Below are 25,178 nucleotides of genomic sequence, written 5' to 3'. Positions count from 1 at the left end.
CGTTTAATACTTAGAAATGGCACTTATAACCAAAAAAGGAGTTCTTATAAGACGTTTATTTGCTCACCAAAGCTTTTAAGCTCTGCAATAAGTATTGGATTAAGTCTAGTATATAGGAATGAATTTTGTGTAAGAAATACGTTATTAGTTGCTTTTTATCCGATTAAGATTAGTTCTTCGGGCTGGTTTTATTTAAATTAATGATGAGCTATAAGACAAATGGCTCACCTACTGTTGTAGAGAGCCATTTTGGAATAAAAAATTAATGGTTAGATTTTTGGAGTATATCCATAACGGATTATTTCCGTTTGTTCTAAATGAATCTGGGTTACCGCAGGTTGGGTATTGGCAATCACCTGACCATCACGAACCGAATAACGTACAGGAACTTGACGGCGCACGGCATCGAAGCCATTTTCTGCTGGTAAAATCAATAAACTAGCTCGCTTCCCTTCACTCACACCATAATCTTGCAAGTTCAACGTACGTGCGCTGTACTCACTAATCAGTTTCAGCCCATCATTGATTTGCTGGTAACCCATTAATTGGCAAACATGTAACCCCATATGCAGGACTTGCAGCATATTAGCTGTACCAAGTGGGTACCAAGGGTCAAAAACATCATCGTGGCCGAAGCAGACATTAATATCTGCGGCTAGCATCTCTTTCACTCGCGTAATCCCACGGCGTTTTGGATAAGTATCAAAGCGGCCTTGTAAGTGAATATTCACTAGCGGGTTAGCCACAAAGTTAATCCCAGACATTTTTAGCAGACGAAATAAACGGGAAGTATAAGCGCCATTGTATGAATGCATCGCAGTAGTATGGCTTGCCGTGACGCGAGAACCCATCCCCTGTGCATGTGCTAGCGCTGCGACAGTTTCCACAAAACGGGATTGCTCATCATCGATTTCATCACAGTGGACATCAATCAAACGGTCATATTTTTGTGCTAAAGCGAACGTTTTATGGAGTGATTCTACACCATACTCACGAGTAAATTCGAAATGTGGAATAGCACCAACGACGTCGGCTCCAAGGCGTAATGCTTCTTCTAACAGCGCTTCGCCATTTGGATAAGACAAAATACCTTCTTGTGGAAAAGCCACAATTTGCACATCAACCCAAGGCGCGATTTCTTGTTTTACTTCTAACATCGCTTTCAGTGCGGTTAATTTTGGGTCTGACACATCTACATGGGTGCGAACATGTTGAATACCATTGGCAATTTGCCATTTAAGGGTTTGCCACGCGCGGTTTTTAACATCCTCGTGGGTAAGCAGCGCTTTGCGCTCCGCCCAACGTTCAATGCCTTCAAAGAGTGTTCCAGACTGGTTCCAGCTTGGTTGCCCAGCGGTTTGAGTAGTATCCAAGTGAATGTGTGGCTCAACGAAGGGCGCGGTCACCAAACCACCTTCACCGTCTAAGCTGTTTGGCAATATTTCGCCTTCAGGTTGTGGAAGGATAGCTTGAATTTTTTGGTTGTCGATATCAATACGCCACAGCCCATCACGCTCGGGTAAACGGATATTATGGATATGTTTGATAGTTTGATTAAGCACGGGTCATCTCCGAATCAGTAGTATGGCGGCGATTTAATAATGGGTTAAGGATAGCGTAACATAATGCACCACCCAGCACGGCATTGACAGGGACAATTCCTGGTAACCAGTTACCTGCGATAACCCCAGCGGCAACAGCGATTAATGCACTGATGTTGACATCACGCATTTTACTGCGGTCAAAGGTTTCATAGCGGTGACGGTACATGAGGTAGTCTGCGATGATAATTCCACCAATAGGGGGGATAGCCGCTGATAAGAAAGTTAGCCAGCCGATAAAATTATTATATAGCCACAGTGCGCATAGCGTTCCTACCAGTCCATTGACAATGGATAAGGTTTTGCTGGATAAACCGGTGATATTGGCAAACCCCAAGCCTGACGCGTATAGGGCGTTATCATTAGTTGTCCAAATATTTAGGCCTAAAACGATAATTGCGGGTAATAGTAAACCTTGAGCAATCATCACATCAGAGATATCTGCCATACCTAATGATGCAGCGCCAGCGGCGCCAAAGATAAACATCAATGAGTTACCAAGGAAAAAGGCAATAATAGCGACAAGTACTGCAATTTTAGGTCTTCGCCCGAAACGCACAAAATCGGCCGTTAATGTTCCTGCACTCACAAAAGAGCCTACAACCATGGCTAAAGCAAGGTTAAAATCGATGGGTTTTGCGGGTACGACAGCCTGCAATGCACTCATTCCACCCATATCAGTGATAGCAAGGTAAACAGAGTAACTACCGAGTATCGCAATGGCAGGAACAGCAACGATTGACAGAACTGTAAGAGCAGAAATACCAAAAAACACAGTAACGGTCATTAAGACCCCGGAAATACCAATTAACCAGTTGATATCCCAGCCTGTTGCTTTACCAACAGGAATGGCAAACATCGCAACACCGACACCAAACCAGCCAACTTGTGTGCCGCCCAATAGGAAAGAGGGGAGCCATGAGCCTTTAATACCAAAAGAATAACGAGCAAGAAGGTGAGTGGTTAAGCCTGTTTTAGAACCAATAAAACCAAGAAATGCGGTGTAGATACCAAGAAGAAGATTACCGATAAGAACTGCGAGGAAGAAATCATGAAAATCAAGACCGGTACCGAGAGCGCCTCCGGTCCACATACTGGCGGAAAAGAACGTTAAACCTAGCATCACAAAGGTTAATGCTAGTCCGCCTTTCCGCGCTGATATGGGCACGGGGCCATGGCTATAATTTTTATCGTCAGGCACGATTGTCTCCAGTTATTTTTTTCAGGCCAAAAAAATCCGACGCATTTTATAGCCATCAAAACAAAAAGCAAACGTTTTCGTCAATAATTTAAAATAATTAATGTATTCAAGAATAATTTTATTTATGGAATTAAAAGTAGAAATAATAGATAACTTAGGGTTTAAATTGCCTTATTTTTCAGTAATTCAATGCATTCTTGAGCACCACGTTTAAGCACATGGCCTTTCAAACATACCGCGTGAATAGGCAGTTTGAAGCCATTTGGGGTATTTTTAAACTCAAGGGGTTTTAGTGAGCCATCGTTCAATTTATCTTTAATTAGTGACAAAGGGAAATTTCCCCATCCCATACCACTCTCGACTAAACCGAGAGCCAAAGAAAAACTGTCTGTTTTCCAATAATTACTGGAAACTAGAATGCGTATATCACTCAATTCACGTTGGCGGCTCGCAATAATAATTTGCCGGCTTTCAACAAGGTCTTCGATATAGAGCGATGTTTTATTTTGTAAAGAGGGATGTTTAGCCGAAATGGTGGCAATAATTGATTCTTCGCCAATATAATGAAATTGCTCTTGAGAATTAACATTTAAACCGCCAAAGACAATCGCAAGGTGAATTTGTTGTTCATGTAATAACGGTAGAAGATCATCTTGAGGTGCGGTAATCAGTTCAATATGCAGTAAAGGATAACGCTGGCTTAAAATATGTAGAGCATCAAAGAGTAAATTGGCATTGATACCTGCTGCAATACCAATGGTCAATTTACTTTCGACACCTTGGGTCAACTCTAAAGAAAAAGTATTGAGTTGTGATAAATTAGCCACAATATGCCGTGCATAGGGCGCTAATGAAAGCGCTTTTTCAGTGGGTTTAGGCTCTCTAGTGTGTCTATCAAATAGTTCAAATCCAAGTTCAGCTTCTAGATTCGCCACGGCCATACTGACCGCGGATGGCACGCGTTTCAATGCTCTAGCCGCCGCAGAAAATGAGCCTTTATCTAACACGGTGAGAAAAATCGTTAGGTTGTCACTATTAAATGGCATTATTCACCTTTCAATAAAACTGATAGAAGCTGACTTTTATTATCATTGAATTATATTTATTTTACCACCTTGTTGATAATGATATTTTTGGAGGTGGGAAAATGCAGGGGATTAAACGTAAAATTGTTTTTGTCACAGCTTATGAGGTTATTGGTTGGTTAATTTCAGCGTTGGCATTGGCTTTTCTTTCCGGTAATTCAGCGGAAACAACAGGCCCATTAGCTTTAGTCATAACGACTATTGCAGTGAGCTGGAACTTTATTTTCAATACCGCATTTGAATATTGGGAATCAAAACAAAAATCACGCATTAGAACCTTTAGGCGCCGGTTTGTACACGCCATATTATTTCAATTAACGTTGGTGATTTTTTTAATTCCTTTAATTGCATGGTGGTTATCAATTAGTCTTTTACAGGCGTTAATACTCGACTTCGCCTTAATTATTTTTATCCCAATTTATACTTTCTTTTTTAATTGGGCATTTGATAAGATTTTTGGATTACCTAAATCTGCCTTGCCGCAAGAGAATAACGCCACATCATAGAAAAGTAAGAAAATTATCGAGTTTCCTTCCGTACTAACATCGTGCAGAAGGAAACTCGAATCACACATATTATTTTAATAACCTAGCCTTAACGGATTTCCCTTTAATTTTTCCTTGCTGTAAATGCTTCCAAGCTTGTACGGCAACCTCACGTTTGAGTGCGACGTAGGCATGGGTAGGGTGGATCACAATCTTGCCAATATCGGCACCATTGAGGCCAACTTCTCCGGTTAAAGCACCTAAAATATCTCCAGGACGTATTTTGGCTTTTTTACCGCCATCAAGGCATAAGGTCATCATTGTCGCTTCTAACGGAGTGACTCGTAAACCTGTCGGTTCGGTTTGCCAATTAAGCTTCATGTTTAACATTTCTTCTAGAGCATTGGCTCGTTGGGCTTCTTCTGGCGCACATAAACTAATTGCTAAACCGCTTTCACCGGCACGTGCAGTTCGGCCGATGCGGTGAACATGCACTTCAGGGTCCCATGATAATTCATAGTTAATCACCATTTCGAGGGCTTTAATATCTAACCCACGGGATGCGACATCCGTAGCCACTAACACACGGCTACTTCCGTTAGCAAAACGCACAAGAGTTTGGTCACGCTCACGTTGTTCCATGTCACCATGAAGCACTAAGACACTTTGTTTGCTGGCTGTTAAGGCATCATAAACGGCTTGGCAATCTTTCTTAGTATTACAGAAAACGACACAAGAAGCGGGCTGTTCGCGGCTTAAGAGCTTTTGTAATAATTCAATTTTTTCGTGACGAGCGACTTCATAAAATTGTTGTTCAACTGCTGGGAGCTCATCAACACTATTGATTTCAATAGTTTGTGGGTTATTTTGAATTTGCTGGCTAATTCGTGCAATTTCTTCTGGCCAAGTGGCTGAAAATAATAATGTTTGTCTATTAATTGGTGCGTAATCAATTATGGTCTCAATATCTGGCATAAAGCCCATATCGAGCATTCTGTCTGCTTCGTCTAAAACTAAAGTTTGCAATGCATCAAGTTGTACTGTTTCACGATTTAAATGATCAAGTAAACGCCCCGGTGTGGCAACAATGATATGTGCTGCATGGGCAAGGGAGTCGCGTTGTACGCTGAAAGGCACACCACCACAGAGTGTCAAAATTTTGATATTAGGGATCGCGCGAGCTAAACGGCGCAATTCATTGGCGACTTGATCTGCCAGTTCACGAGTTGGACATAAAACTAATGACTGAGTTTTAAATAATTTGGCGTCAATATGTTGTAATAAACCCAGACCAAAAGCCGCAGTTTTGCCGCTGCCCGTTTTAGCTTGTGCTCGGACGTCTTTTCCAGCAAGTATAGGGGGAAGAGCGGCAGCTTGGATCTGCGTCATGTTTAGGTAGCCTAACTCTTGCAAGTTAGTGAGTTGTTCCGCAGAAAGCGCATTTAGGTCAGCAAATGAAGTCACAATACAATCTCAAATAGAATAAAAGGCATAATAGCGCTAATAATACTATTCCTACCTTACTCTGTCTGTTTTTAATTCGTCATTAATGTAGAATCCGGCTATCACTGATATAGTTCAAAATTAAATCAACAGGAAGTAATGAAATGGAAAATTTGCAACAGCGGCTAATTAATTATCGGCAGCACTTAGAAAGTGGTGAATTGAAATTTGCTTATGAGTATTTGATTAAAACTATCATGCAAGTAAAACAATATATTGCAAGAAATCCAGATACAGAATTTAAGTGTGGAAATGTATCCCCAGGCTATTTGGATTATACCTATTTTCCATTAGTTAATAGTTTTTTGACGGCAAGAAAACTTCGATTTGGACTCGTGCTAAATCATAACACGCTAAATTTGGAACTGTGGTTAATGGGGCAAAATGCAGCCGTACAAAAAGAATACTGGCAGTGTTTGAAAAATAGCCCTTGGAATCTGGATAAAACTGAAATGCCACAATACAGTGTGTTAGCAATCAATTTACTTGTTGAACCTGATTTTACCGATAAAGATACACTATTTATGGATATTGAAAAGACAATATTTCCAGTTATGGAAGAGGTTATTCAATATCTTGAAAGTAGCAAATGATGTTTTGGAAATGTCGATGGCTTTTAGCACCACTTAAAAGTGGTGCTAAAAAGATGGGGGTATTCAATATTGATGTCTTAGATAGGGCCTAAGTTTGTCATTACAGCATATATTAGAGCGATAATAGAAATGGCTATCCATGTGAAGACTAACGGCCAAATAAATCTCACCCATTGTGTATAAGGAATTTTTGCCGTTGCAAGTACAGCCATTAAAATTCCAGAGGTTGGGTTAATACAGTTAACAACCCCTTCTCCAAGCAATACAGTTTGCACTGTCGTTTGGCGAGTGATTTCTAATAAATCGCCCATTGGCGTAAAAATAGGTACAAGCACTGCCGCTTCACCAGAACCTGATGAAATAAAGAAGTGCATAATTGCCGCGGTTGCGAACATGGAAAGGGCAGATAAGGTCTTCGGTAAGCCATCCATCATTGAAATAATGGCATTAACGATGGTATCTAAAATCATCCCATCAGATAATACGATAGCAATAGCACGTGCCATACCAACGATAAACGCGCCACCTACCATTCCCGCACAACCTTTTAAGAAGCCTGTTGCAATGGTATTAGGAGACATGCGGTTTAAAACACCCACGCCAACGCCTAAGATGATAAACATAGCCATCATCTCTTTTTCTCCCCAGCCCCACTCAACAGCACCGAAAATAAATCCGACTAAGCAGAATGCGCTATAGGAAAGAGTAATGACATGCAAAGCTGAAATTTTAGAGGTTTGGTGTTCGTCGGTATTAATTTCAATCTCAGGACGAACCATGCCTTTATTACGGCATTTCTTGGTATAAATCGTTAAAAATAGAATACCCGCGATAACAAATGCAATATAAATAGCCATTCTAAAACCGAGGCCGGATAACAACGGGACGTCGGCTAAACCTTGAGATAAACCCACTGTCATTGGTGCCATGATTGAGGCATTAAAGCCCGAATAAGCCGCAACATAGACTAAAGCAGCACCAAATTTGTCGTCCATTCCCACGGATTTAGCGACTAAAAGACCGATAGGAACAAATGCAATAATTGAGTTAACGACAATCCCTGTTGTCCCTAAAATAGAAAAAACGACAAAGAATATACTGATTAGTAAAAAGTCATTAAGTCTTTTACTGCGCGAGATATTATTGAGTACTTTTTTGATGGCCCCAGTTTCCTCAAGAAGATGTAAAGCACCTCCAGTGAAAATAATCAAAAAGATAATAGGAGCAGCTTTGATTAGACCATCAGCAATTGAGGTGAAAATTTGCCCTGGCAAAATACCGTGTTGTTCTGGTAAGCGCTCATAACTACCGGGAATGGTATAAGAACTAGATACTTTTGTTTCTATACCATCTTTTACCATGGTGATGACTTTTGTTTCTGATGCATATTGCCCCGCAGGAACGATCCACGTTGCAATACCTGCCAATACTAAGATGAAAAACAAAAGAACATAAGGGTTTAGACCTTCAGAACGTTTTTTAGGTGGTGGTGTTGTTGTGTTTGTTGACATCGTTGTCATAGAGTTTCCTATTGGATTATTATTTATTGTGTAATGCGTTGTAATACATTGAAAAATAACTGTGCACGTTCTGTGAGTGACGGTATTTCTAAGTATTCTTTATCACTGTGCTGGTATCCACCAATCGGGCCTAACCCATCTACAGTGGCCGTTCCGACACCTGCAGTAAAAGAGGCATCAGAGCCACCACCCGTCGAAACATCAAGTAAATCAATGTTTAGTTGCGCAGCTTCTTCTTTAATGATGTTGATAAGAACGGTGCTTTCATCCGTTTTAGCCATAGGTGGGCGATTAATTCCGCCTGTTAAGGTGAGTTTGATGCCGTCTAATACTGGTGTACTACATACTTCCCTGACTTTTTTATCGATCTCAATACCCTGTTCTTCAGACGAAATACGGACATCGATTTCTGCTCTGGCATTCGGAGCTACAGTATTCACAGAGGTTCCACCAGAAATTAGGCCAACGTTAACGGATAGGCCTTTATCATGAGCAGAGAGTGCGTGTAACATTTGGATTTTATATGATAATTCCTGAATTGCACTAATGCCTGCTTCGGGGGCAATACCTGAATGAGAGGCTTTTCCTTCAATATTTAATACATAAGTTCCAACACCGCGGCGAGCGCTCACTATAGCGCCATTGGCACGAGCAGGCTCCATCACAAGTGCGTAGCGCTTTCCTAATGCACATTGTTCGATGACACCGCGAGATGAAATAGAACCAATTTCTTCATCACAATTGAGGAGGATTTCAATATTTTTGTAGCGAATATCTTGATTATCATAAAGTTGCTTCATGACTTGATATACCATGACATGGCTGCCTTTCATATCAATCACGCCAGGGCCATAAGCTCGATCACCTTCAATACTAAAAGGACGTTCAGCAACGGTGCCTTTAGGAAAAACGGTATCTAAATGCAATAAAATTAATATATCAGCCTTTATTGAAGGGTGATATATTCGATAATTATTGCCGAGTGATTCATTTTCAATGATTTCGACTTCGAACCCCATTTCGCGATATTTTTCACACCAGACAGCAGCATGGTTATCTACACCTTCTTTGTCATAAGAGCCTGATTCGATATTGACTACTTTTTCAAGTAGCTTAAGCATACTGTCTTCATGCGTTAAAAAGTTATTATTCATGGTTGTTTCCTTATATTGTATCTACTACAAAATTAAGTTGTTTTTATTGTGGTAAATTTAATTTTAGGTGATATCAAAACAGGGTGTATATTAAGTTAAATTTATCTGATTCAGATTTTCACTAAATTAAATGCTGCTTTTATTAAAGGTAAAAAAACAAAAGAAAAAGGCAGTGTTAAAATTTGCTAATAATAATTGCGATTTTTTTTGATTCTCACTGTTTGTATTATGGGAAATAAATACCATAAATTTTTATGCTCTAGTGAGTCGTACCACAGTAAAGGATATAAGAAGTACCAATACTTGATAGTTGAATCATAGGCATTTTTTGACTGTATCATAATAAATAATTTGTATACAAGATGATTATTCACTAAAAATATAAACCCATTTAGAGAGTAATTTTATGGGGATATATAAGATGGAATACATTGCTGATATTGTTCGAGCAAGTTTGAGTTTCTAATGAAAAATTCTGTATTAGGCTAAATTGAGATTCTTTAAGAGAGTGTGATTAGAATAATTTATAAAATATATAGTGGTTATGCGTTTTTCTAATAATTTAAATAACGATAGCAATTCATTTTTCATAGTTTGTAATATTTAACTGTGTTTTTTTTAAACAAAAAAGTCAGAGTGATTAAATTAAAAACAACTCAGTCAAATTTAGTCTCTGTGCTTTTCTTATAAATAGCCTTTGAGCATATTATTGCTTGATAGCCACTCTTTGACGTATTAATTGTATTTTTATTCATCGACTTTTTCTGTCTTCTAAGCGATATAGCTCATTGCAAGAAATAAGGTGAAAGAGAATAAGTTTCTCTTATATGACTATTATGCAGCATGAAAAGAAGCCAATTAGGCGTAAATACTAAGGTGTATGTTAAATTAACGACAAAATACCTACCAAATAATTACATTACGTGATGAAGAATTTAACTTGCATGGAACATTTGTTGTTTTATTTTAGTGGTTTATGTGGTTTTTACTGGGTAATTGATTGTGAAGAATAAACAAAATAATGATATTGTGACGGCTAGCTCATTTATCAAAACTTAACCAACAGCATGAATTTAAAGGCTATTTATTCTTGAATAGAAAAATTTTCTATTTCCCTGTGGCATATTTCTTTTAGCAACAAATATAAAGATATCATTTTTACTTTACTATATTGGGTTTTAGATAATGACTAAGAATATTGCTACAATTTTAATTCATGGTGGAAAGCAGCAAGATACTGTTAATCATGCTATTTTTCCTGCTATTACAACAGCCAGTACTTTCGTCCAACAAAGCTTAACAGAGCATGGTGAATATTGTTATTCACGTTGCAGCAACCCAACACGTTATGCATATGAAACCTTATTAGCTGAAATTGAAGGTGGAAGCTATGCAACAGCGACTGCATCCGGTGTGGCTGCTTCAAGTTTAGTTTTAAATTTATTACCAAAAGATTCACATATTATTGCAATGAAGGGTGTTTATGGAGGAACTTTTCGGTTATTTGAACGAGTTTCAACCATTAATAGCGGTCACCAAATAGACTATGTTGATTTGAATAATCTTGATGAAGTTAAAACAAAAATAAAAGATAACACACGCTTAATTTGGATTGAAAGCCCAACTAATCCATTATTAGAATTAGTTTATATTAATGCTATTTGTTCACTAGCCAAAGAGCATAATATTTTAACTTGCGTTGATAATACATTTGCAACAGCTTGGAACCAAAAACCATTAGAATTAGGTGCCGATTTAGTGATGTTATCGGCAAGTAAATATATTGGCGGCCATTCCGATTTAATTGGTGGTGCGGTGATCACCCAAAGAGAAGACTTAGCCAGCCGCCTTGATTTTCTAAAAACCACCCTCGGAGCAATTGCTTCTCCTTTTGACGCCTACCTTGCTTTACGTGGATTAAAAACATTAGCATTACGTATGGCAGCACAATGCAGTAATGCCGCACAAGTTGCGAAATATTTATCAACACACCCGAAAGTTGAGCAGGTTTATTACCCTGGATTACCTTCGCATCCTCAATATGAATTATGCAAAAAACAAATGCGTACAGGAGGAGCGGTTGTGACGATTAAATTAGCAGGGGATATTGAAGACACCAAAGTCTTTTTATCTAAAGTTAAATATTTTGTTTTAGCGGAATCATTGGGGGGTGTTGAAAGTATGGTGAATCATTCGGCAACCATGTCACACGGGTCGATGACAAAAGAAGAAAGAGAAAGTATCCAAGTATTTGACACCACATTACGTTTATCCGTAGGTATTGAAGATATCACAGACTTATTAAATGATTTAGAAAACGCACTATCTTAATTTATTAAAATCAAAATAAAATATAATAAGAGAGCATCTAATGAATGATTATGGGATTTGGACCATTGTCACGCCAATGGTGACGATACTTTTAGCCATTTTTACACGACAAGTTATATTATCATTATTACTGGGGATATTAGTTGGTTTTACCGTTATATATGATCACAATATATTATTAGGTATAAACGGAACGCTCGATGGCATTATTAATACGTTTGCATCACCGGGAAACACAAAAACAATTCTATTTATGGTAATGATTGGCGGAATTATGCGGCTCGTCGTTGTTACTGGTGGTGTGCGTTCATTGGTTAAATTATTAACAAATAAAACAAAGTTAATTAAAAATAAAAAAGCTGTTCAATTAATGGCGATGATTATTACATCGTTAATTTTTATTGAAAGCTCTATTAACCAATTAATTGCTGGAGCATCAACAAAAACATTAGCGAAGAAATACGGAGTTTCGCCAGAAAAAATGTCCTACATTGTGCAGACTTCCTGTGTATCAGTGTGTTCATCAGCCATGATTAACGGATGGGGAGCGGCAATGATGGGGGTTATTGGCGTACAAATATCTAAAGGTTTAATTACTGGAGAGCCTTTTGAAATTTTAGCTGGCTCTATGGTATTTAATATCATGGCGTGGTTTTCCCTCGCTTCAGTGCTGTTTTATATTTTCTCCAATGTTTCTTGGGGGCCAATGAAAAAGGCGGATTTACGCGCAGAGCAGCAGGCTTTAACTTTATTATCCGCGGAAGAAGCTGAGCAGGATGACGAAGATATTATTGAGCACCCTAATTGCCATACTTCTCTTAATTTCTTTATTCCAATTTTATCAACGGTATTAATGGTACCTGTTGCGCTTTATATCACCGGTAATGGCGATTTTAGTAAAGGTAGCGGTTCAACATCGGTATATTGGGGAGGCATGTTTGGAACTTTAGTCTCTTTTGTGTGGTTCTTAGCACGTCGTGTACTTAATATTGAGACTTTCTTTAAAGAATTATATATCGGCTATGCCAGCATGGTAAAAATTAGCTCGGTGATGATCCTCGCTTTTTTAATGGGAACCGTTTCTTCAGATTTAAATACCGGTGCCTATATAGCAGAAATCACCTCGGGTGTTATTTCGCCAGCTTTCTCAATAGGTTTTATCTTCTTAATTAGTGCGGTGATGTCATTAGCAACAGGAACATCGTGGGGAACATTTGCCATTATGATCCCAATTGGTGTGCAATTAGGACTTTCAGTCGGAATGCCTGTTGAATATATGATTGGTGCAGCCATTGCAGGTTCAATTTACGGAGACATGACATCACCAATTTCCAGTGATGCAATTGTGGCTTCTATGGCAACAGATTGTGACCATATTGAGCATATTCGTACCCAAATGCCTTATGCAACAGTCACGGCCGCGTTTGCGCTGATGGTTTATCTGTATTTAGGTTTCACATATTAATAAAGTGAATAAAATAATAAAGATTAGGCAAAATTAGCTGCAATAAATAAAATAGATTTATTTCAAGGAGTAGCACCACTAGCAAAACTAAATAATCATTCAGAATATTTAGGTCGTGATATTTACACTGATGGTGCTCTTGTTATTTTTGCTTATTCTGAAATCAATATAGCAACAATTAAAATAGACTTCTGATAATGCGATTTTATTATGAAAATTAATACCAAGGTTATTCATGGTTACCCCATGACAGATAAATATACCGGAAGTTCTTCTATTCCGTTATATCAATCATCCACATTTTCACAAGCCAATATTGAGGAAAGTTACGACCATATTTATTCGCGTTTTTCCAATCCAACAAGAGATGCATTAAGTGAGGCAATTTGCCCGATTGAAAACGCAAAATTTGCTGAAGTTTTTTCCTCAGGAATGGCAGCAATAAGTGCCGTATTGCTTAATTTTAGTCAGGGCGACCATATTGTTGCCTGCAAAAATATATATGGTGGCTCTTTCCAATTAATGACTGAATTTTTGCCACGCTACGGTATTTCAGTCACATTTGTTGATGCGACTAATCCAATGAATTATCAGCAAGCAATAATGGAAAACACCAAAGCGTTTTACATTGAAACGCCATCTAATCCAACGTTACAAGTGACGGATTTAAAATCTGTTATTGGGATTGCGCAGCAGCATAATATTATTACTATCTGTGACAATACCTTTATGACGCCGTTGTTATCAGATGTTATTTCTCTTGGAATTGATTTTTCTATTAATAGCGCAACTAAATTTATTAATGGCCATAGTGATGTGATCTTGGGGACGGTAGCAACGAATAACCCTGAATATGCGAGGTGGTTACATAAGTCTGCAGTTGCTATTGGCAGTATTGCTGCACCATTTGATAGCTGGCTGACAATGCGAGGTTTAAAATCAATGGCAATGCGGGTTGAACGAGCAAGTGAAAATGCGCAAAAGCTTGCAGAATATCTGAATGAGCATCCAAAAGTACAACACGTTTTTTATCCTGGGTTAGCTTCGCACCCAAATCATATCATTCATATGCAGCAATCTAAAAATGGCGGAATGGTGGTTTCCTTTGATTTGGGTAGCTATGAAAAGGTAAAACGATTTTTAGACGCGGTTCGTATTCCACTCGTTGCAGTCAGTTTAGGGGGAATTGAATCAATTATTTCCTATCCTAAAATGATGTCCCATGCTTGTATCCCTGAAGAAGAGAGACTACTGCAAGGCGTAACGGATGGGTTATTGCGTTTCTCACTGGGCTGTGAAGATATTGATGATTTACTTGCTGACGTCGGTTCTGCTTTATCGCAAATACAGTAATTAGGCGATTATCAACGTATTTTAATTCCTCAGTGGCACTAATCACATCCCAAGAAAGTACCAATAATATATTCAAGCCCTCTAAATAATCAGATTATTTAGAGGGCTTTTACTTCACAAAATAGTTATTTGAACGATATAAAACTAAAGACAAAGCTCTTTATTCGCTGGATTTAATTTAGCGGCTTGTTGGATATGTCTTAAAGTTTCAGTGGCCAATAGTGCGGAAGCTTCATAAAATGCATTTCCGCTTTGCAGTTGCATTTTCTCTAAATAGCGATAGACCCAAGGTAGAAAATGTAATTCTAGCAATTCGCGTAGTAGTTCTGGTTTATTTTCAATCACCCAGGCGGTGAGAAGAAATAATAACCCTACATGATCTTCTGGCTCTTTTTGGTTTAATTCAATATTGATTTGGTTATTACGGAGCCATGCTCTTAACTCAAGTGTCGAAATACCAAAAATAACATTTTCTTTATCAAGATAAACAGAACCCCAAGGTGGTGCTGGTAATGCATAAGGGCCTATAAATAAGCGTTGGTAGGCTTCTTGTAATGTTTCTGATTCAGAAAGACTATCTTGAAAGAGTTTATCAATACGTTGGCAATCATAATCCTGAGTAAATGGCCATTCAGTTAACCATTCGCTCGTCGTAAATAAATCAATTAACTTATTTACGCGTGCATCAGAAGGGTCATAATAAAATAATGCCCCTAAAGTTTGCGCGCAAAGCGAAAAATCTGCCAATAATTTTTGTTCCATATTTGTCCACATTGCTATGTTGATGATGACTCTTTGGTGTGATCGTAGCGAAACATGAGATTGTTGTCGATGATAAGAAAGTCATTAACCTTCTTATCATCGTAAAAAACAATGAATTAGTCGTTAGCCTGCAACAGCCATACCCACCGTCATATGCAGCCCGTAGAAAATGCCTCTACCAATCAATTCACCAAAAATCACCAATAATACGGCGACTAGTAGCCCAATAATTGAAGGGTTTTTCATTTTAACATGCGGGTAAATCCAGAAAGCTAGCCCCAATGTTAAGCAAACAGTACGCCATCCCATCAGTGAGGCATAATCAGGAACAAGCTCCGATGCTTTTTGTACCGAACTTTGGATAGAGCCTAATTCAAACCCCTGCGCTGTCACCAAGATACTACTCGCAATCACTGCAACAATACTGATTAATGTAAAGAAGCGGACGTTATTGATATCATAGCTAGCTATGCGCAATAAAAATGCGGCAAGAACAGGCCCCGCAATAAAGCTGGTTAAGATAAATTGCAAACTACCATAGTGATTAAACCAAGTTGGGACGGTATCAATTTGGTAAACGCGAGATATGGCATAAATAAATATTGCCGCACAAATGATAGTGACGATTAACCAAATATTGCCGACAGACTTGGGCATCTTCTTTAATAATGACAATAACCAATATATCCCACCTAAGGCAAAGAATATTGAGCCACTGACTATTTCGTTACTGAGCGCTGAATGCCCAACACGTATCATCGAATTAAAGGCACGCATCGGTGAGCCCATATGTAGCATGGAGAGTAAAAAGCCAACTCCCATTAACACCCATAAACCAAACATGCTCATCACTATTTTATGATGCTGTTCTTGCATGGGTTTCATTAACAATACCAGAGCCATGAGAATAAATGCGCCAGCAACACTTTGACCTATAACGGTGAAGAAGATTAACGGATATTCATGTAAGCCTGCGCCCATTTTAAACTTCCTCCGGATTAGCTAAATAACCTGTGGTGTCGCCCACAGGACGGCAATTTGCATTGAGATTTAATACAATATTGGGTTTGGTATAATGTGCTGCTGGTAGCGGTGCTATTTCATTGATTGTTCCGTATTTCTCACGTAACTCTTCAATGGGCCCAAAATCTAATGCACGTAGCGGGCAAGATTCAACACAAATGGGTTTTTTACCTTCAGCCACACGTTCATAGCAGCCATCACATTTAGTCATATGCCCTTTGACTGCATCAAACTGTGGTGCACTATAAGGGCATGCCATATGGCAATAACGGCAACCAATACAGACACTTTCGTCAACAACGACAAAGCCATCTTCACGTTTATGCATTGCGCCACTTGGGCAAACTTTAACGCAAGCAGGGTCTTCACAATGGTTGCATGAAATAGAGAGGTAATAAGAAAATACATTTTGATGCCATGCGCCATCTTGCTCTGTCCAGTCGCCGCCTGCATATTCATAAATACGACGAAAATGAACATCAGCGGATAAGTTTTTAAAATCTTTACAGGCGAGTTCACACGTTTTGCAGCCCGTACAACGTTGTGTATCAATATAAAAACCATATTGTTGTGACATACCGGGCTCCTTATAGTTTTGCAATTTCAACTAAGTTAGTATGCTGAGGGTTTCCCTTAGCAAGCGGTGAAGGGCGTTGAGTTGTGAGGACATTAATACACCCGCCTTGGTCTACTTTTTTGCCAAACATATCGGCATCTAACCAAGCCCCTTGGCCCATAGCCGTCACCCCAGGCATGATCCGCGGAGTCACTTTAGCTGGAATATGAACTTCACCTCGGTCATTGAAAACTTTTACCATATCACCCTGATTAATACCACGCGCTTTGGCATCTATTGGGTTAATCCATATTTCTTGGCGGCAGGCTTGTTTTAAGATATCAATGTTGCCATAACTTGAGTGTGTTCTGGCTTTATAATGAAACCCTGTCATTTGTAATGGGTATTTTTTATTAAGGCTATCGGTATGGCTTTCAAAGCCTTCTGTGTAAATTGGTAACGGATCAATCACATCATCTGGTGCTAATTGCCATGTTTTCGCTATCTCAGCTAGGCTTTCAGAGTAAATTTCTATTTTTCCTGAAGGCGTTTTCAGTGGATTAGCTTGAGGGTTATCTCGGAAGGCTTTAAATCCAATGACATGCTCATCTGGGCATTTGTGCTTGAAAATACCCACGGTTTTCATTTCTTCATAAGTTGGCATATCAGGGTAGCGTTCGCGACTTTTTTCACATAAATATTTAACCCATTCGTGCTGGCTGCGGCCTTCGGTGAATTTCTGTTCGACATCAGGGCCTAAGCGTTTAGCAATTTCCGACAAAATTTCATAGATGGGTTTACGCTCAAATTTAGCGCTAGTCGCTGGTTGGCCTAAGATCATGTAAGACATGTTTCCTGCGGACTCGCTAGGAATAAGGTCTTCTTGCTCGGTAGGCATTAAATCAGGTAATAAAATATCGCAATATTTTGCTGATGCCGTCATGAAATGGTCGATACCAACAATCATTTCGCATTTGCTGTCATCTTGCAAAATTTCATGGGTACGGGCGATATCACTGTGCTGATTTATCAATGTGTTACTGGCATAGCACCATAAGAACTTAATGGGAACATCTAATTTATCTTTCCCTTTTATGCCATCGTGAATGGCGGTCATTTCTGTGCCGCGTTCAATAGCATCAGTCCATGTGAAAACGGAAATTTGTGTTTTGACTGGGTTATCGAGCATTGGGAACCATTCAACACCTGAATCATAGGTGCCTTCACGACAGCCTGAATTTCCGCCACTAATACCAACATTACCTGTGATAATGGCTAACATGGCAATTGCTCGAACGGTTTGTTCACCATTTGAATGACGTTGAGGGCCCCAACCTTGAACAATATAAGCGGGTTTCGCTTGGCCTATTTCACGAGCTAACTTAATGATTTTATCTGCTGGAATACCTGTAATTTTTGCGGCCCACTGTGGTGTTTTAGCCACACCATCAGCACCTTGGCCTAAAATATAGGCCTTATAGTGACCGTTTTGAGGAGCAGAAGCCGGTAAAGTTTTTTCGTCATAGCCAATACAGTATTTATCCACAAACTCTTGGTCAACCATATCCTCAGTGATAATCACATAAGCTAATGCAGCTGCAAGTGCGCCATCAGTACCAGGGCGAATAGGTAACCATTCATCTTCTCTACCAGAAGCTGTGTCATTATAACGAGGGTCAATAACTATCATGCGCGCATTCGAACGCTCACGTGCTTGTTCGACATAATAAGTCACACCTCCACCACTCATACGAGTTTCGGCTGGGTTATTACCAAACATCACAACTAGTTTTGTATTTGCGATATCGTCGGGGCTATTGGCTTCTTGAGAACCATACAGATAATTCATACCCGCACGAATTTGCGCAGTACTATAACTGCCATAGCGGCTCAGGAAGCCACCACATGAATTCATTAAACGGTAGGGAACATTCGAATTGGTGATATTACCGCCATCAACGCCAGTGCCATAGAGAACATGCACCGCTTCATTGCCGTAATTTTGCAAAATATCGCGCAAACTATTACCAACGGTATCTAGGGCCTCTTCCCATGAAATTCGGACAAATTTGCCTTCACCACGTTTACCCACACGTTTCATCGGGTACTTTAATCTATCTGGGTGGTTCATTCTTCTACGGATTGAGCGGCCACGCAGGCAAGCTCTTACTTGATGATTGCCATATTCATCTTTTCCCGTGGTATCAGATTCAACCCAATATACTTCATCGTCACGAACATGGAGACGTAATAGGCAACGGCTACCACAGTTAACGGTACATGAGCTCCAAACGGCTTTTTCTTCAGCGGATGTTGAGTTTTGAGTGTTATCGATTGCTTTTGCATTGAAAGGAAGTGATAAACCGCCTACTGCAGCAAATAAACCGCCTGCAGCGCCAGATTTCACGACATTGCGCCTTGAGATAGGGCTATTTAATAATTTATTTTTTGTATTCATTGATATGAGCCTTTATGACCATATTAAATATAATGTTATTCAAGGGTTATCTTACTCTGACATGTTTAGTTTTTTTTGCGCCATATCAATGAAGTTATATTTGCAAAACTGGTAACTTTTCTATAATAAATAAATTATATTGATAATCAATATCATCTTAATATCATGAATATAAAGAATTTTTTGTTTCCCTTGCTGGAGGTTGAAAATTTAGAAATGTTAATATTTGGTTTTGTAGAGAAAATATTTCTCTAGGTGAGGAGTTTTCAAAAAATAGGGAGAATATTTCTAGCAGTATAGTTGGAAAATAATAATAAATTTCTCTAGAGTCATTAATTGTTCTAAAAAATTAATAAAGATTATCATTATTTTTTGAAATAAAAAGCAAATGCGGAATAACTGTCTATTAGATGAATATCTAATACCTAATTAAGGCGTAACTTCTTAGTGGGAATAATATTTATTTTCAACTGAGGTTAATTAAATTCAATATTAAGTGTTATAGATTGAGCAAAACCTGCAGGTGGTTTACCTACAGAGCGGCTTTTTTGTACTGCAAGCAAAGCAGCTTGATCTAATAAATCATTTCCTGAGCTACTTGCTAAGCGAATTAAGCTAATTTCCCCGTTTTGGCTTAATTGAAATTGTATTGTTGCAATACCACGGTTTTTCATTTTTTTCGCGCGGCGAGGGTATTGTTTATTTCTCTCAACTTCTTGGCGTAGTTTTTCACGGTAAGCATTAATTAATTGGCTATTAGTATCACTAGTCGCATGTTGGTTTTTGGGGCCTTTTATTCCTGCAGATTGAGACGATACAAGGGCTCCAGCCTTTTGTTGTTGTGCGATTGGCAAATCATTTTTAATTTTTGTATTAGCTGGTTTGTGAGCGTTTTCAGTTCTTTTAGTGAGTTCTTTGGGCTTCGTAGGTTCTTTTGGGGTTTTGATCACCTTTTTTTGTTTTTTAGGCGCAACAATGGTGGCGTGTTCAACTATTGGGCTGGGAGCAATTTTTACCTCATTAGGTGTGTCTATAGGAAGGGGGATCTCTTCAGGTTCTGCAACGTTGACAGCTTGAGTCAATGCGATCGATATAATAGGCGCATCCTGTTGTGCTTGGTTTTTTAAGGATAATGATTGAGCCGTAACATAGGTTAAGTACCCAATAACAAGAACATGAAGTGTTATGGATAGCATAAAAGTGATTAATTTTCGACTCATCATAAAACCTCAATATTCTTTCTCGTTGAACCTAAAGAGGGGAGACCAGTACAGGTATTAAGTAGTTATGTTTGAGTTATGACTCATAAGGTAAAATAACGATTCGAATTATATGTTAATAATTATCAATTGCAAATGATAGTTATTATCAACTTTGGTGGGTGCATATTATAATTTGTTAATATTTTGATTTTTAATGAAATATTATTTATAAGTAAAAAGGCTTGGTGAGTAGCCAAGCCTTAATGAGGTTAATTGTGTGATAAATTAGTTAAATATCATTCTCTATTTTATTTTTTGCAAAAAAAGAGGATTATTTCGGCGTGTTTATAGGGGTTTTAATATACAAAGAACACCGTGAAGATAAGCAACACGGTGTTCGAATATTTATTAATAGTAAAATTAAGAGCGTTTAGCTACCGCTTCAGAGATACTTACAGCGTTCTCTCTATTTGCAAACCAACGGACACGTAAAAGGTCATATCCAAGATTAAACGCATAAGTATAAAATAAGAAAAAGACAAAAAAGCCGATTTCAAGTAAGAATGCATCTAAGAATGACATTTGAAGTAAAAACGCCAGCATTGGGACACCCATGATCACAAAGCTTAATTCAAAACCAACAGCATGAAAAACACGCACTTTGGCTGGGCGAGACCCCTTGGATAAAGGCCAATAACGGTCAAAGGCCATGTTATAAAATAAGTTTAATAGCATTGCCAGCGTCGATAAGACAATAGCTACTGTTCCCATTTGGAAAATTGAGCGTCCTAAAAGCCACGCACTGACCGGTGCAGTTATCGCAATTGCGATGACCTCAAATGAAACTGCATGAAAAATTCGCTCAGTTAATGTTTTTGTATACTTGCTCATAACTACCTCAAAGATATAGAAAATTAATTTTTAGGTAAAAATCGGGTGCAATTATTTGCTATTTTTTATATATATACAAAATGGCAGCCATCGAAAAAAGCGATACCTTATGAACTATTCTATAGAAACATTGCGTACCTTTGTGGAAGCGGCATCCTTAAAGTCATTCTCTGCTGCGGCACGTAAATTAAATAAAAGCCAATCAACTGTCAGTACGACAATCAGTGGTTTTGAAGACGATTTGGGGTTTGCGTTATTTGATAGGCAGGGGCGTGAATCAACATTGACTTTTGCAGGTAGAAAAGTTTTGAGCTTAGTTGAGGATATTTTATCAGCAGATGAGCGTCTTCAAGCGCTTAGAGTTGAGTTGCTCCCTGATATTGAGCCCAGGTTAAGTTGTGCTTTTTCAGATACCTATCAGCCACCTCATGCTGAGCATATTGTAACAACATTAGATAGGCAATTTCCGCATCTTGAGTTTGAGTTTTTAATTGCAGAAAATAATGCTGTTATCGAAATGATCCAGAACCAACAAGCCCATGTTGGTATGATGGAGTCTCGTACAGAATATCCTGCGGATATTTCTTTTTCTCGTTTACCTATTCAAGGTGAATTAGGTTTATATGTATTAGATAGTCATCCATTAGCTAAAGAGAAAAAAATAACTTATCAACATTTAACGATGACTCGTCAATTACGGCTAAGCAGTAGCAGCCAAATTATTATTAATAGTGAAAAGAACTGGTTTGCACCTAATTATTTATTATTATTAGAAATGGCAGAACAAGGGGCTGGATGGGCAATATTACCAACATGGTTAGTTAAGCAATTTGGACATAACCGTTTAGTGAGTATTAATTATGATTTATGGCCACGTAAAATTGATGTGGATTTAGTTTGGTCTAAGAATAATCCACCCGGAAAAGCGGGGTACTGGTTGATTAATAAATTGCTTGATAGCTAAAATTAAGAGTATTAATTTTAAAATTCATGAATTTTCGATATATTTTTTATTGTAAAATAGTATTTACTAATTGTAATAAGATATTATCTTGTAAATAAACGTAATATAATTTTCAAAATTGGTTTTATATCGCTAATCTTAACTTAATCAAATTGTTGTTTGAGTTAATTTATTAGAGGATAAAAATGAAAAAATTATTAGTACCTACACTCTTTGCTGTTGTATCTACTATGTCATTTGCTGTTCAAGCAGCTACAACTCCAGCAGCAAGCCAATCACAGAATGCGGAACATAAATTAAATGCTTACGAAGAAATTATGGTAGGCAAAGTTTGGACAACGACAGAAGCTTTAGATCAAGATAAAAAAGAAGTTAATGCAGATGATAAACAAGTCGCTAACTTTTTTGGTTTAGCTGAGTATTATCCAGACGGTACATTTAATATGACCACGTTTGATGGAAAACCTAAAATGAAAGGTGACTGGTCATTTGATGAAAATGGCAAAACTCGCTCATTAACAGCGAAAGATGACGAGGGTAAAGTCTTGTTTACTCGTATTGTTGAAAATGTCACAGTAACCCCAGAAGAATACACATATCGTATTTATCCAGAACAAGATAATAAAGATAAGTACTTTGATATTGTTCATAAAGTTAAGAAATAATATTTTGTACTAATAGCGCAGTCTAAATATGAATCTTATTTATTCTGCGCTATTAGTGTTTCTGTCGCTTATTTAAAACAAGTCTCAGCCCAACGCGTTAACCCTGCAGTAACGGAACCAAAATCATCCCCACGTACTATCGGAATATTAGGTAATTCTTGGCTAATAGCTTGGTGTAATATTGGGGAACGAGCACTCCCACCTGTAACGTAAATAGCATCAGGTTTGACCCCGCCTTGGTTGACTGCTTCTTTAACCAATTCAATCATTTTACTTTTTGGTGATTCAATTGATTCCACCATTTGTTCATGGGGAATATTCACTTCTAATTTTTCAGAAATTAATTTAATTTGTGCTAAATAGCTTGAGGCGTCTGATAAAGCAATTTTAGCTTCTTCAGCTTTACGTACTAAGCTATAACCTAATGTTTCATTATAAACTTCTAGTAATCGAGATATTATTTGAGGTTCTTTTGCATCTTGTTTTAAGCGTGTTAACGCTGTCAAATTTTGTCTTGAATAAAACTCTTTTTGTGCTTCAACATTATTGATAGCAATAGGGTTCCAAAATTGAAGGAATGGCATTTTAATGCCTGATAAAGATTGGCTTTCCATCCCAAAAAGCGGCATCAATTGTTTTAATGCAAGGTAAATATCAAGGTCATTTCCACCCACCCGTTGTCCACTATGAGCAAGTAAGGATTGTGTTCTGTCTTGTGCATTTCTATAAGTGGGCCCCATTTGGATTAATGAACAATCCGTTGTTCCACCACCAATATCAACGACTAGGATAATCTGGTCTTTATTTAATGTTGATTCATATTCAAGCCCTGCGGCTACGGGTTCGAATTGAAAAGTAATATGATTAAATCCTGCGCGTTTTGCCGCGCGATAGAGTATTGATTCTGCTTGTTGGTTCGAGAGTTCCCCTCCACGACCATGAAAGTTAATAGGGCGTCCAATCACAGTATCATCAATAATCTGTTGTAAATTATTTTCTGCGGTATTCTTTATATTTTTCATCATGGCGCAGACAAGGTCTTCAAAAAAACTAATTTGAGTCTCATGTAAGCCAGATGCTCCCAAAAATGATTTAGGGGACTTCACATAATATACATCTCTAGGATCACTTAAATATAAATCTAAAGCGGCTTGCCCAAATACGATGTCTTCAGGCATTAAATCGATCCCTTCATCACGGTTAAATGCGATAGATCTTTTTAAAATTTGCTGCCCGATTTCATTCGAGGGAGCGATTTTACAATGGCGAAATAAATGCTCAGAGACGGATTCTCTTGTCGGTGCGCATAAGGTTGATGGGATATAAACGTTATCGCCTTCTAATGGTAATAATGTGGGGATCCCGTTCTTCATGACCGCAACAGCGCAGTTAGATGTACCGTAATCAAAACCGATAAACATTTCGCCTCCAAGAGTAACTATTTTGAAAAAAGGCTGAGACTTTATATCAAGCAGGGATGAATTACTATTGAAAAATAATTCTATATGAGGGATAGCTCAAAAGGAGATAGTCTGAATTGATCGCATTTTGCCTAGATGCTCTGTTAGTACAGAGTCTCCACGATAAAATGTAATCATCATTAAAAGATTGATTTACGGAATGACAGATATCTAAAGAGAATATAGTTTTTTATGTAATATTTAATTTGAGCCCTTTGATATATTAATGAAATTTTAAAGGGCTCGGAAATATCTTATTTAAACAGTTGGGTTTTATATTTACTTAATTATTACAATACTTATTCCAAATAACATTAAAGTCATTATCAGGAAATTCTTTATCATCTCTATCGATTAATGGAATGGAAACAACATTACGTCCATCATTATGAAGATAAGTTTTGACCACAAAACGTTTAAATGAATATGAATTTTGGCTAGTAAAAATAAGTACTTCACCGCATACATAGCCTAGCATACCATGGTCTAAGGTTTCTCTTATCTCATGATATTTAACATTTTTATACTCGGCTGTTTTGGGAAATGCTAAAAAATCTTCAACCGCTTTTTGAGATTTTTCTACAATGTCTAAATCAGGTGTATAGTTACTTACAACGCCTCCTATAAAGGACGCGCCTGCAATTAGGCCAATAACTAAAAATGAAAATATTTTATTTTTCATAGTGTTTATTTCTTATGTTATTATTTTTGAACCTCCCAATGAATGCCATAATATAAAAGTAAATAAAATTTATCACCATAAGCTAAATTTTAATTGATAATTTCACTTACGGAGATATACTTGGATTACATTTGGGATAATTTACTGTTGCCAATCTAACATAAGATTATTTGAAGTAATATAGGGGGGACACAATGGTAATCAATAAGAAACGAAAAATTACA

At 37.9% G+C, this 25,178-nt stretch carries 21 protein-coding genes; 7 read left to right on the top strand and 14 right to left on the bottom strand.

The features are described from left to right. Positions 1-269: 269 nt before the first annotated feature. The 3 genes from SJ312_RS08455 to SJ312_RS08445 form a co-directional block, all read right to left on the bottom strand. Positions 270-1,562 carry a cytosine deaminase gene (locus SJ312_RS08455; protein WP_165879225.1) on the bottom strand — a complete coding sequence of 431 codons (1,293 nt, stop codon included), beginning with the start codon at positions 1,560-1,562 and terminating at the stop codon, positions 270-272. Beyond that, the gene (gene codB / locus SJ312_RS08450) at positions 1,555-2,802 is read right to left on the bottom strand and encodes a cytosine permease (protein WP_187710470.1); all 1,248 of its coding nucleotides are present in this window, start codon (positions 2,800-2,802) and stop codon (positions 1,555-1,557) included. Before codB ends, SJ312_RS08455 begins: the two co-directional genes overlap by 8 nt. Before the next feature lie 161 nt (positions 2,803-2,963). Next, positions 2,964-3,848: a LysR family transcriptional regulator gene (locus tag SJ312_RS08445; RefSeq protein ID WP_136135160.1), complete on the bottom strand. Its 885-nt coding sequence runs from the start codon at positions 3,846-3,848 to the stop codon at positions 2,964-2,966. A gap of 101 nt (positions 3,849-3,949) precedes the next feature. On the opposite strand from SJ312_RS08445, the gene SJ312_RS08440 reads away from it, so the two are divergent. Then, positions 3,950-4,393, top strand: a complete 444-nt coding sequence (locus SJ312_RS08440; RefSeq protein WP_004262335.1) for a PACE efflux transporter — start codon at positions 3,950-3,952, stop codon at positions 4,391-4,393. A 69-nt stretch (positions 4,394-4,462) separates the two neighbouring features. Here SJ312_RS08440 and dbpA read toward each other — a convergent pair whose 3' ends face one another. After that, a complete protein-coding gene (dbpA, locus tag SJ312_RS08435) occupies positions 4,463-5,836 on the bottom strand; it encodes an ATP-dependent RNA helicase DbpA (protein ID WP_004262330.1) in 1,374 nt (457 codons plus the stop codon). A 143-nt stretch (positions 5,837-5,979) separates the two neighbouring features. On the opposite strand from dbpA, the gene SJ312_RS08430 reads away from it, so the two are divergent. Then, the gene (locus tag SJ312_RS08430) at positions 5,980-6,468 is read left to right on the top strand and encodes a DUF7000 family protein (protein ID WP_004262327.1); all 489 of its coding nucleotides are present in this window, start codon (positions 5,980-5,982) and stop codon (positions 6,466-6,468) included. 77 nt (positions 6,469-6,545) lie between these two features. Here the strand turns inward: SJ312_RS08430 and SJ312_RS08425 are convergent, their stop codons facing one another. Next, the gene (locus SJ312_RS08425; protein WP_036958490.1) at positions 6,546-7,988 is read right to left on the bottom strand and encodes a YfcC family protein; all 1,443 of its coding nucleotides are present in this window, start codon (positions 7,986-7,988) and stop codon (positions 6,546-6,548) included. 23 nt (positions 7,989-8,011) lie between these two features. Next, positions 8,012-9,142 carry a M20 family metallopeptidase gene (locus tag SJ312_RS08420; protein ID WP_153673169.1) on the bottom strand — a complete coding sequence of 377 codons (1,131 nt, stop codon included), beginning with the start codon at positions 9,140-9,142 and terminating at the stop codon, positions 8,012-8,014. A gap of 1,185 nt (positions 9,143-10,327) precedes the next feature. Between SJ312_RS08420 and SJ312_RS08415 the strand changes: the two genes are divergently transcribed. From SJ312_RS08415 to SJ312_RS08405, 3 genes are all read left to right on the top strand, one after another. Then, the gene (locus SJ312_RS08415) at positions 10,328-11,473 is read left to right on the top strand and encodes a trans-sulfuration enzyme family protein (RefSeq protein WP_319867410.1); all 1,146 of its coding nucleotides are present in this window, start codon (positions 10,328-10,330) and stop codon (positions 11,471-11,473) included. A gap of 40 nt (positions 11,474-11,513) precedes the next feature. Then, complete coding sequence (locus SJ312_RS08410) at positions 11,514-12,938, top strand: Na+/H+ antiporter NhaC family protein (protein WP_319867409.1); 1,425 nt, start codon at positions 11,514-11,516, stop codon at positions 12,936-12,938. 210 nt (positions 12,939-13,148) lie between these two features. Continuing rightward, on the top strand, positions 13,149-14,291 hold the full coding sequence (locus SJ312_RS08405; RefSeq protein ID WP_319867407.1) for a PLP-dependent aspartate aminotransferase family protein: 1,143 nt from the start codon (positions 13,149-13,151) through the stop codon (positions 14,289-14,291). A gap of 144 nt (positions 14,292-14,435) precedes the next feature. On the opposite strand, the gene dmsD is transcribed toward SJ312_RS08405, so the two are convergent. The 6 genes from dmsD to SJ312_RS08375 all read right to left on the bottom strand — a co-directional run bounded on the left by dmsD (position 14,436) and on the right by SJ312_RS08375 (position 21,183). Beyond that, positions 14,436-15,053, bottom strand: coding sequence for a Tat proofreading chaperone DmsD (dmsD, locus tag SJ312_RS08400; protein WP_164455248.1), 618 nt, complete (start codon positions 15,051-15,053; stop codon positions 14,436-14,438). A 123-nt stretch (positions 15,054-15,176) separates the two neighbouring features. Further along, positions 15,177-16,034 (bottom strand): DmsC/YnfH family molybdoenzyme membrane anchor subunit, encoded by an 858-nt coding sequence (locus tag SJ312_RS08395; RefSeq protein WP_096863217.1) that lies wholly within the window; start codon positions 16,032-16,034, stop codon positions 15,177-15,179. Position 16,035: 1 nt separating this feature from the next. Next, positions 16,036-16,653, bottom strand: a complete 618-nt coding sequence (locus SJ312_RS08390; RefSeq protein ID WP_096863216.1) for a DMSO/selenate family reductase complex B subunit — start codon at positions 16,651-16,653, stop codon at positions 16,036-16,038. A gap of 10 nt (positions 16,654-16,663) precedes the next feature. Further along, positions 16,664-19,090, bottom strand: a complete 2,427-nt coding sequence (ynfF, locus tag SJ312_RS08385; protein WP_413776547.1) for a selenate/tellurate reductase subunit YnfF — start codon at positions 19,088-19,090, stop codon at positions 16,664-16,666. A gap of 476 nt (positions 19,091-19,566) precedes the next feature. Next, positions 19,567-20,310, bottom strand: coding sequence for an energy transducer TonB (locus SJ312_RS08380; RefSeq protein ID WP_319867405.1), 744 nt, complete (start codon positions 20,308-20,310; stop codon positions 19,567-19,569). Between the two features lie 402 nt (positions 20,311-20,712). After that, entirely contained in the window at positions 20,713-21,183 is a 471-nt protein-coding gene (locus SJ312_RS08375; RefSeq protein WP_004262274.1) for a multidrug/biocide efflux PACE transporter, read from the bottom strand. A gap of 109 nt (positions 21,184-21,292) precedes the next feature. Between SJ312_RS08375 and SJ312_RS08370 the strand changes: the two genes are divergently transcribed. After that, positions 21,293-22,147 carry a LysR family transcriptional regulator gene (locus SJ312_RS08370; RefSeq protein ID WP_004262273.1) on the top strand — a complete coding sequence of 285 codons (855 nt, stop codon included), beginning with the start codon at positions 21,293-21,295 and terminating at the stop codon, positions 22,145-22,147. Between the two features lie 185 nt (positions 22,148-22,332). Next, positions 22,333-22,812, top strand: a complete 480-nt coding sequence (locus tag SJ312_RS08365; RefSeq protein WP_319867402.1) for a DUF4822 domain-containing protein — start codon at positions 22,333-22,335, stop codon at positions 22,810-22,812. A gap of 68 nt (positions 22,813-22,880) precedes the next feature. On the opposite strand, the gene yegD is transcribed toward SJ312_RS08365, so the two are convergent. Next, positions 22,881-24,233 (bottom strand): molecular chaperone, encoded by a 1,353-nt coding sequence (yegD, locus tag SJ312_RS08360; protein ID WP_004262271.1) that lies wholly within the window; start codon positions 24,231-24,233, stop codon positions 22,881-22,883. A gap of 322 nt (positions 24,234-24,555) precedes the next feature. Next, positions 24,556-24,954 carry a hypothetical protein gene (locus tag SJ312_RS08355; protein ID WP_004262270.1) on the bottom strand — a complete coding sequence of 133 codons (399 nt, stop codon included), beginning with the start codon at positions 24,952-24,954 and terminating at the stop codon, positions 24,556-24,558. Positions 24,955-25,178: the final 224 nt, after the last annotated feature.

It is taken from the genome of Providencia sp. CIM-Carb-044, assembly GCF_033901115.1.
Lineage (GTDB): Bacteria > Pseudomonadota > Gammaproteobacteria > Enterobacterales > Enterobacteriaceae > Providencia > Providencia hangzhouensis.
The sequence above is the reverse complement of the archived record's forward strand: the minus strand, read 5'-3'. Positions and strand labels throughout refer to the sequence as shown.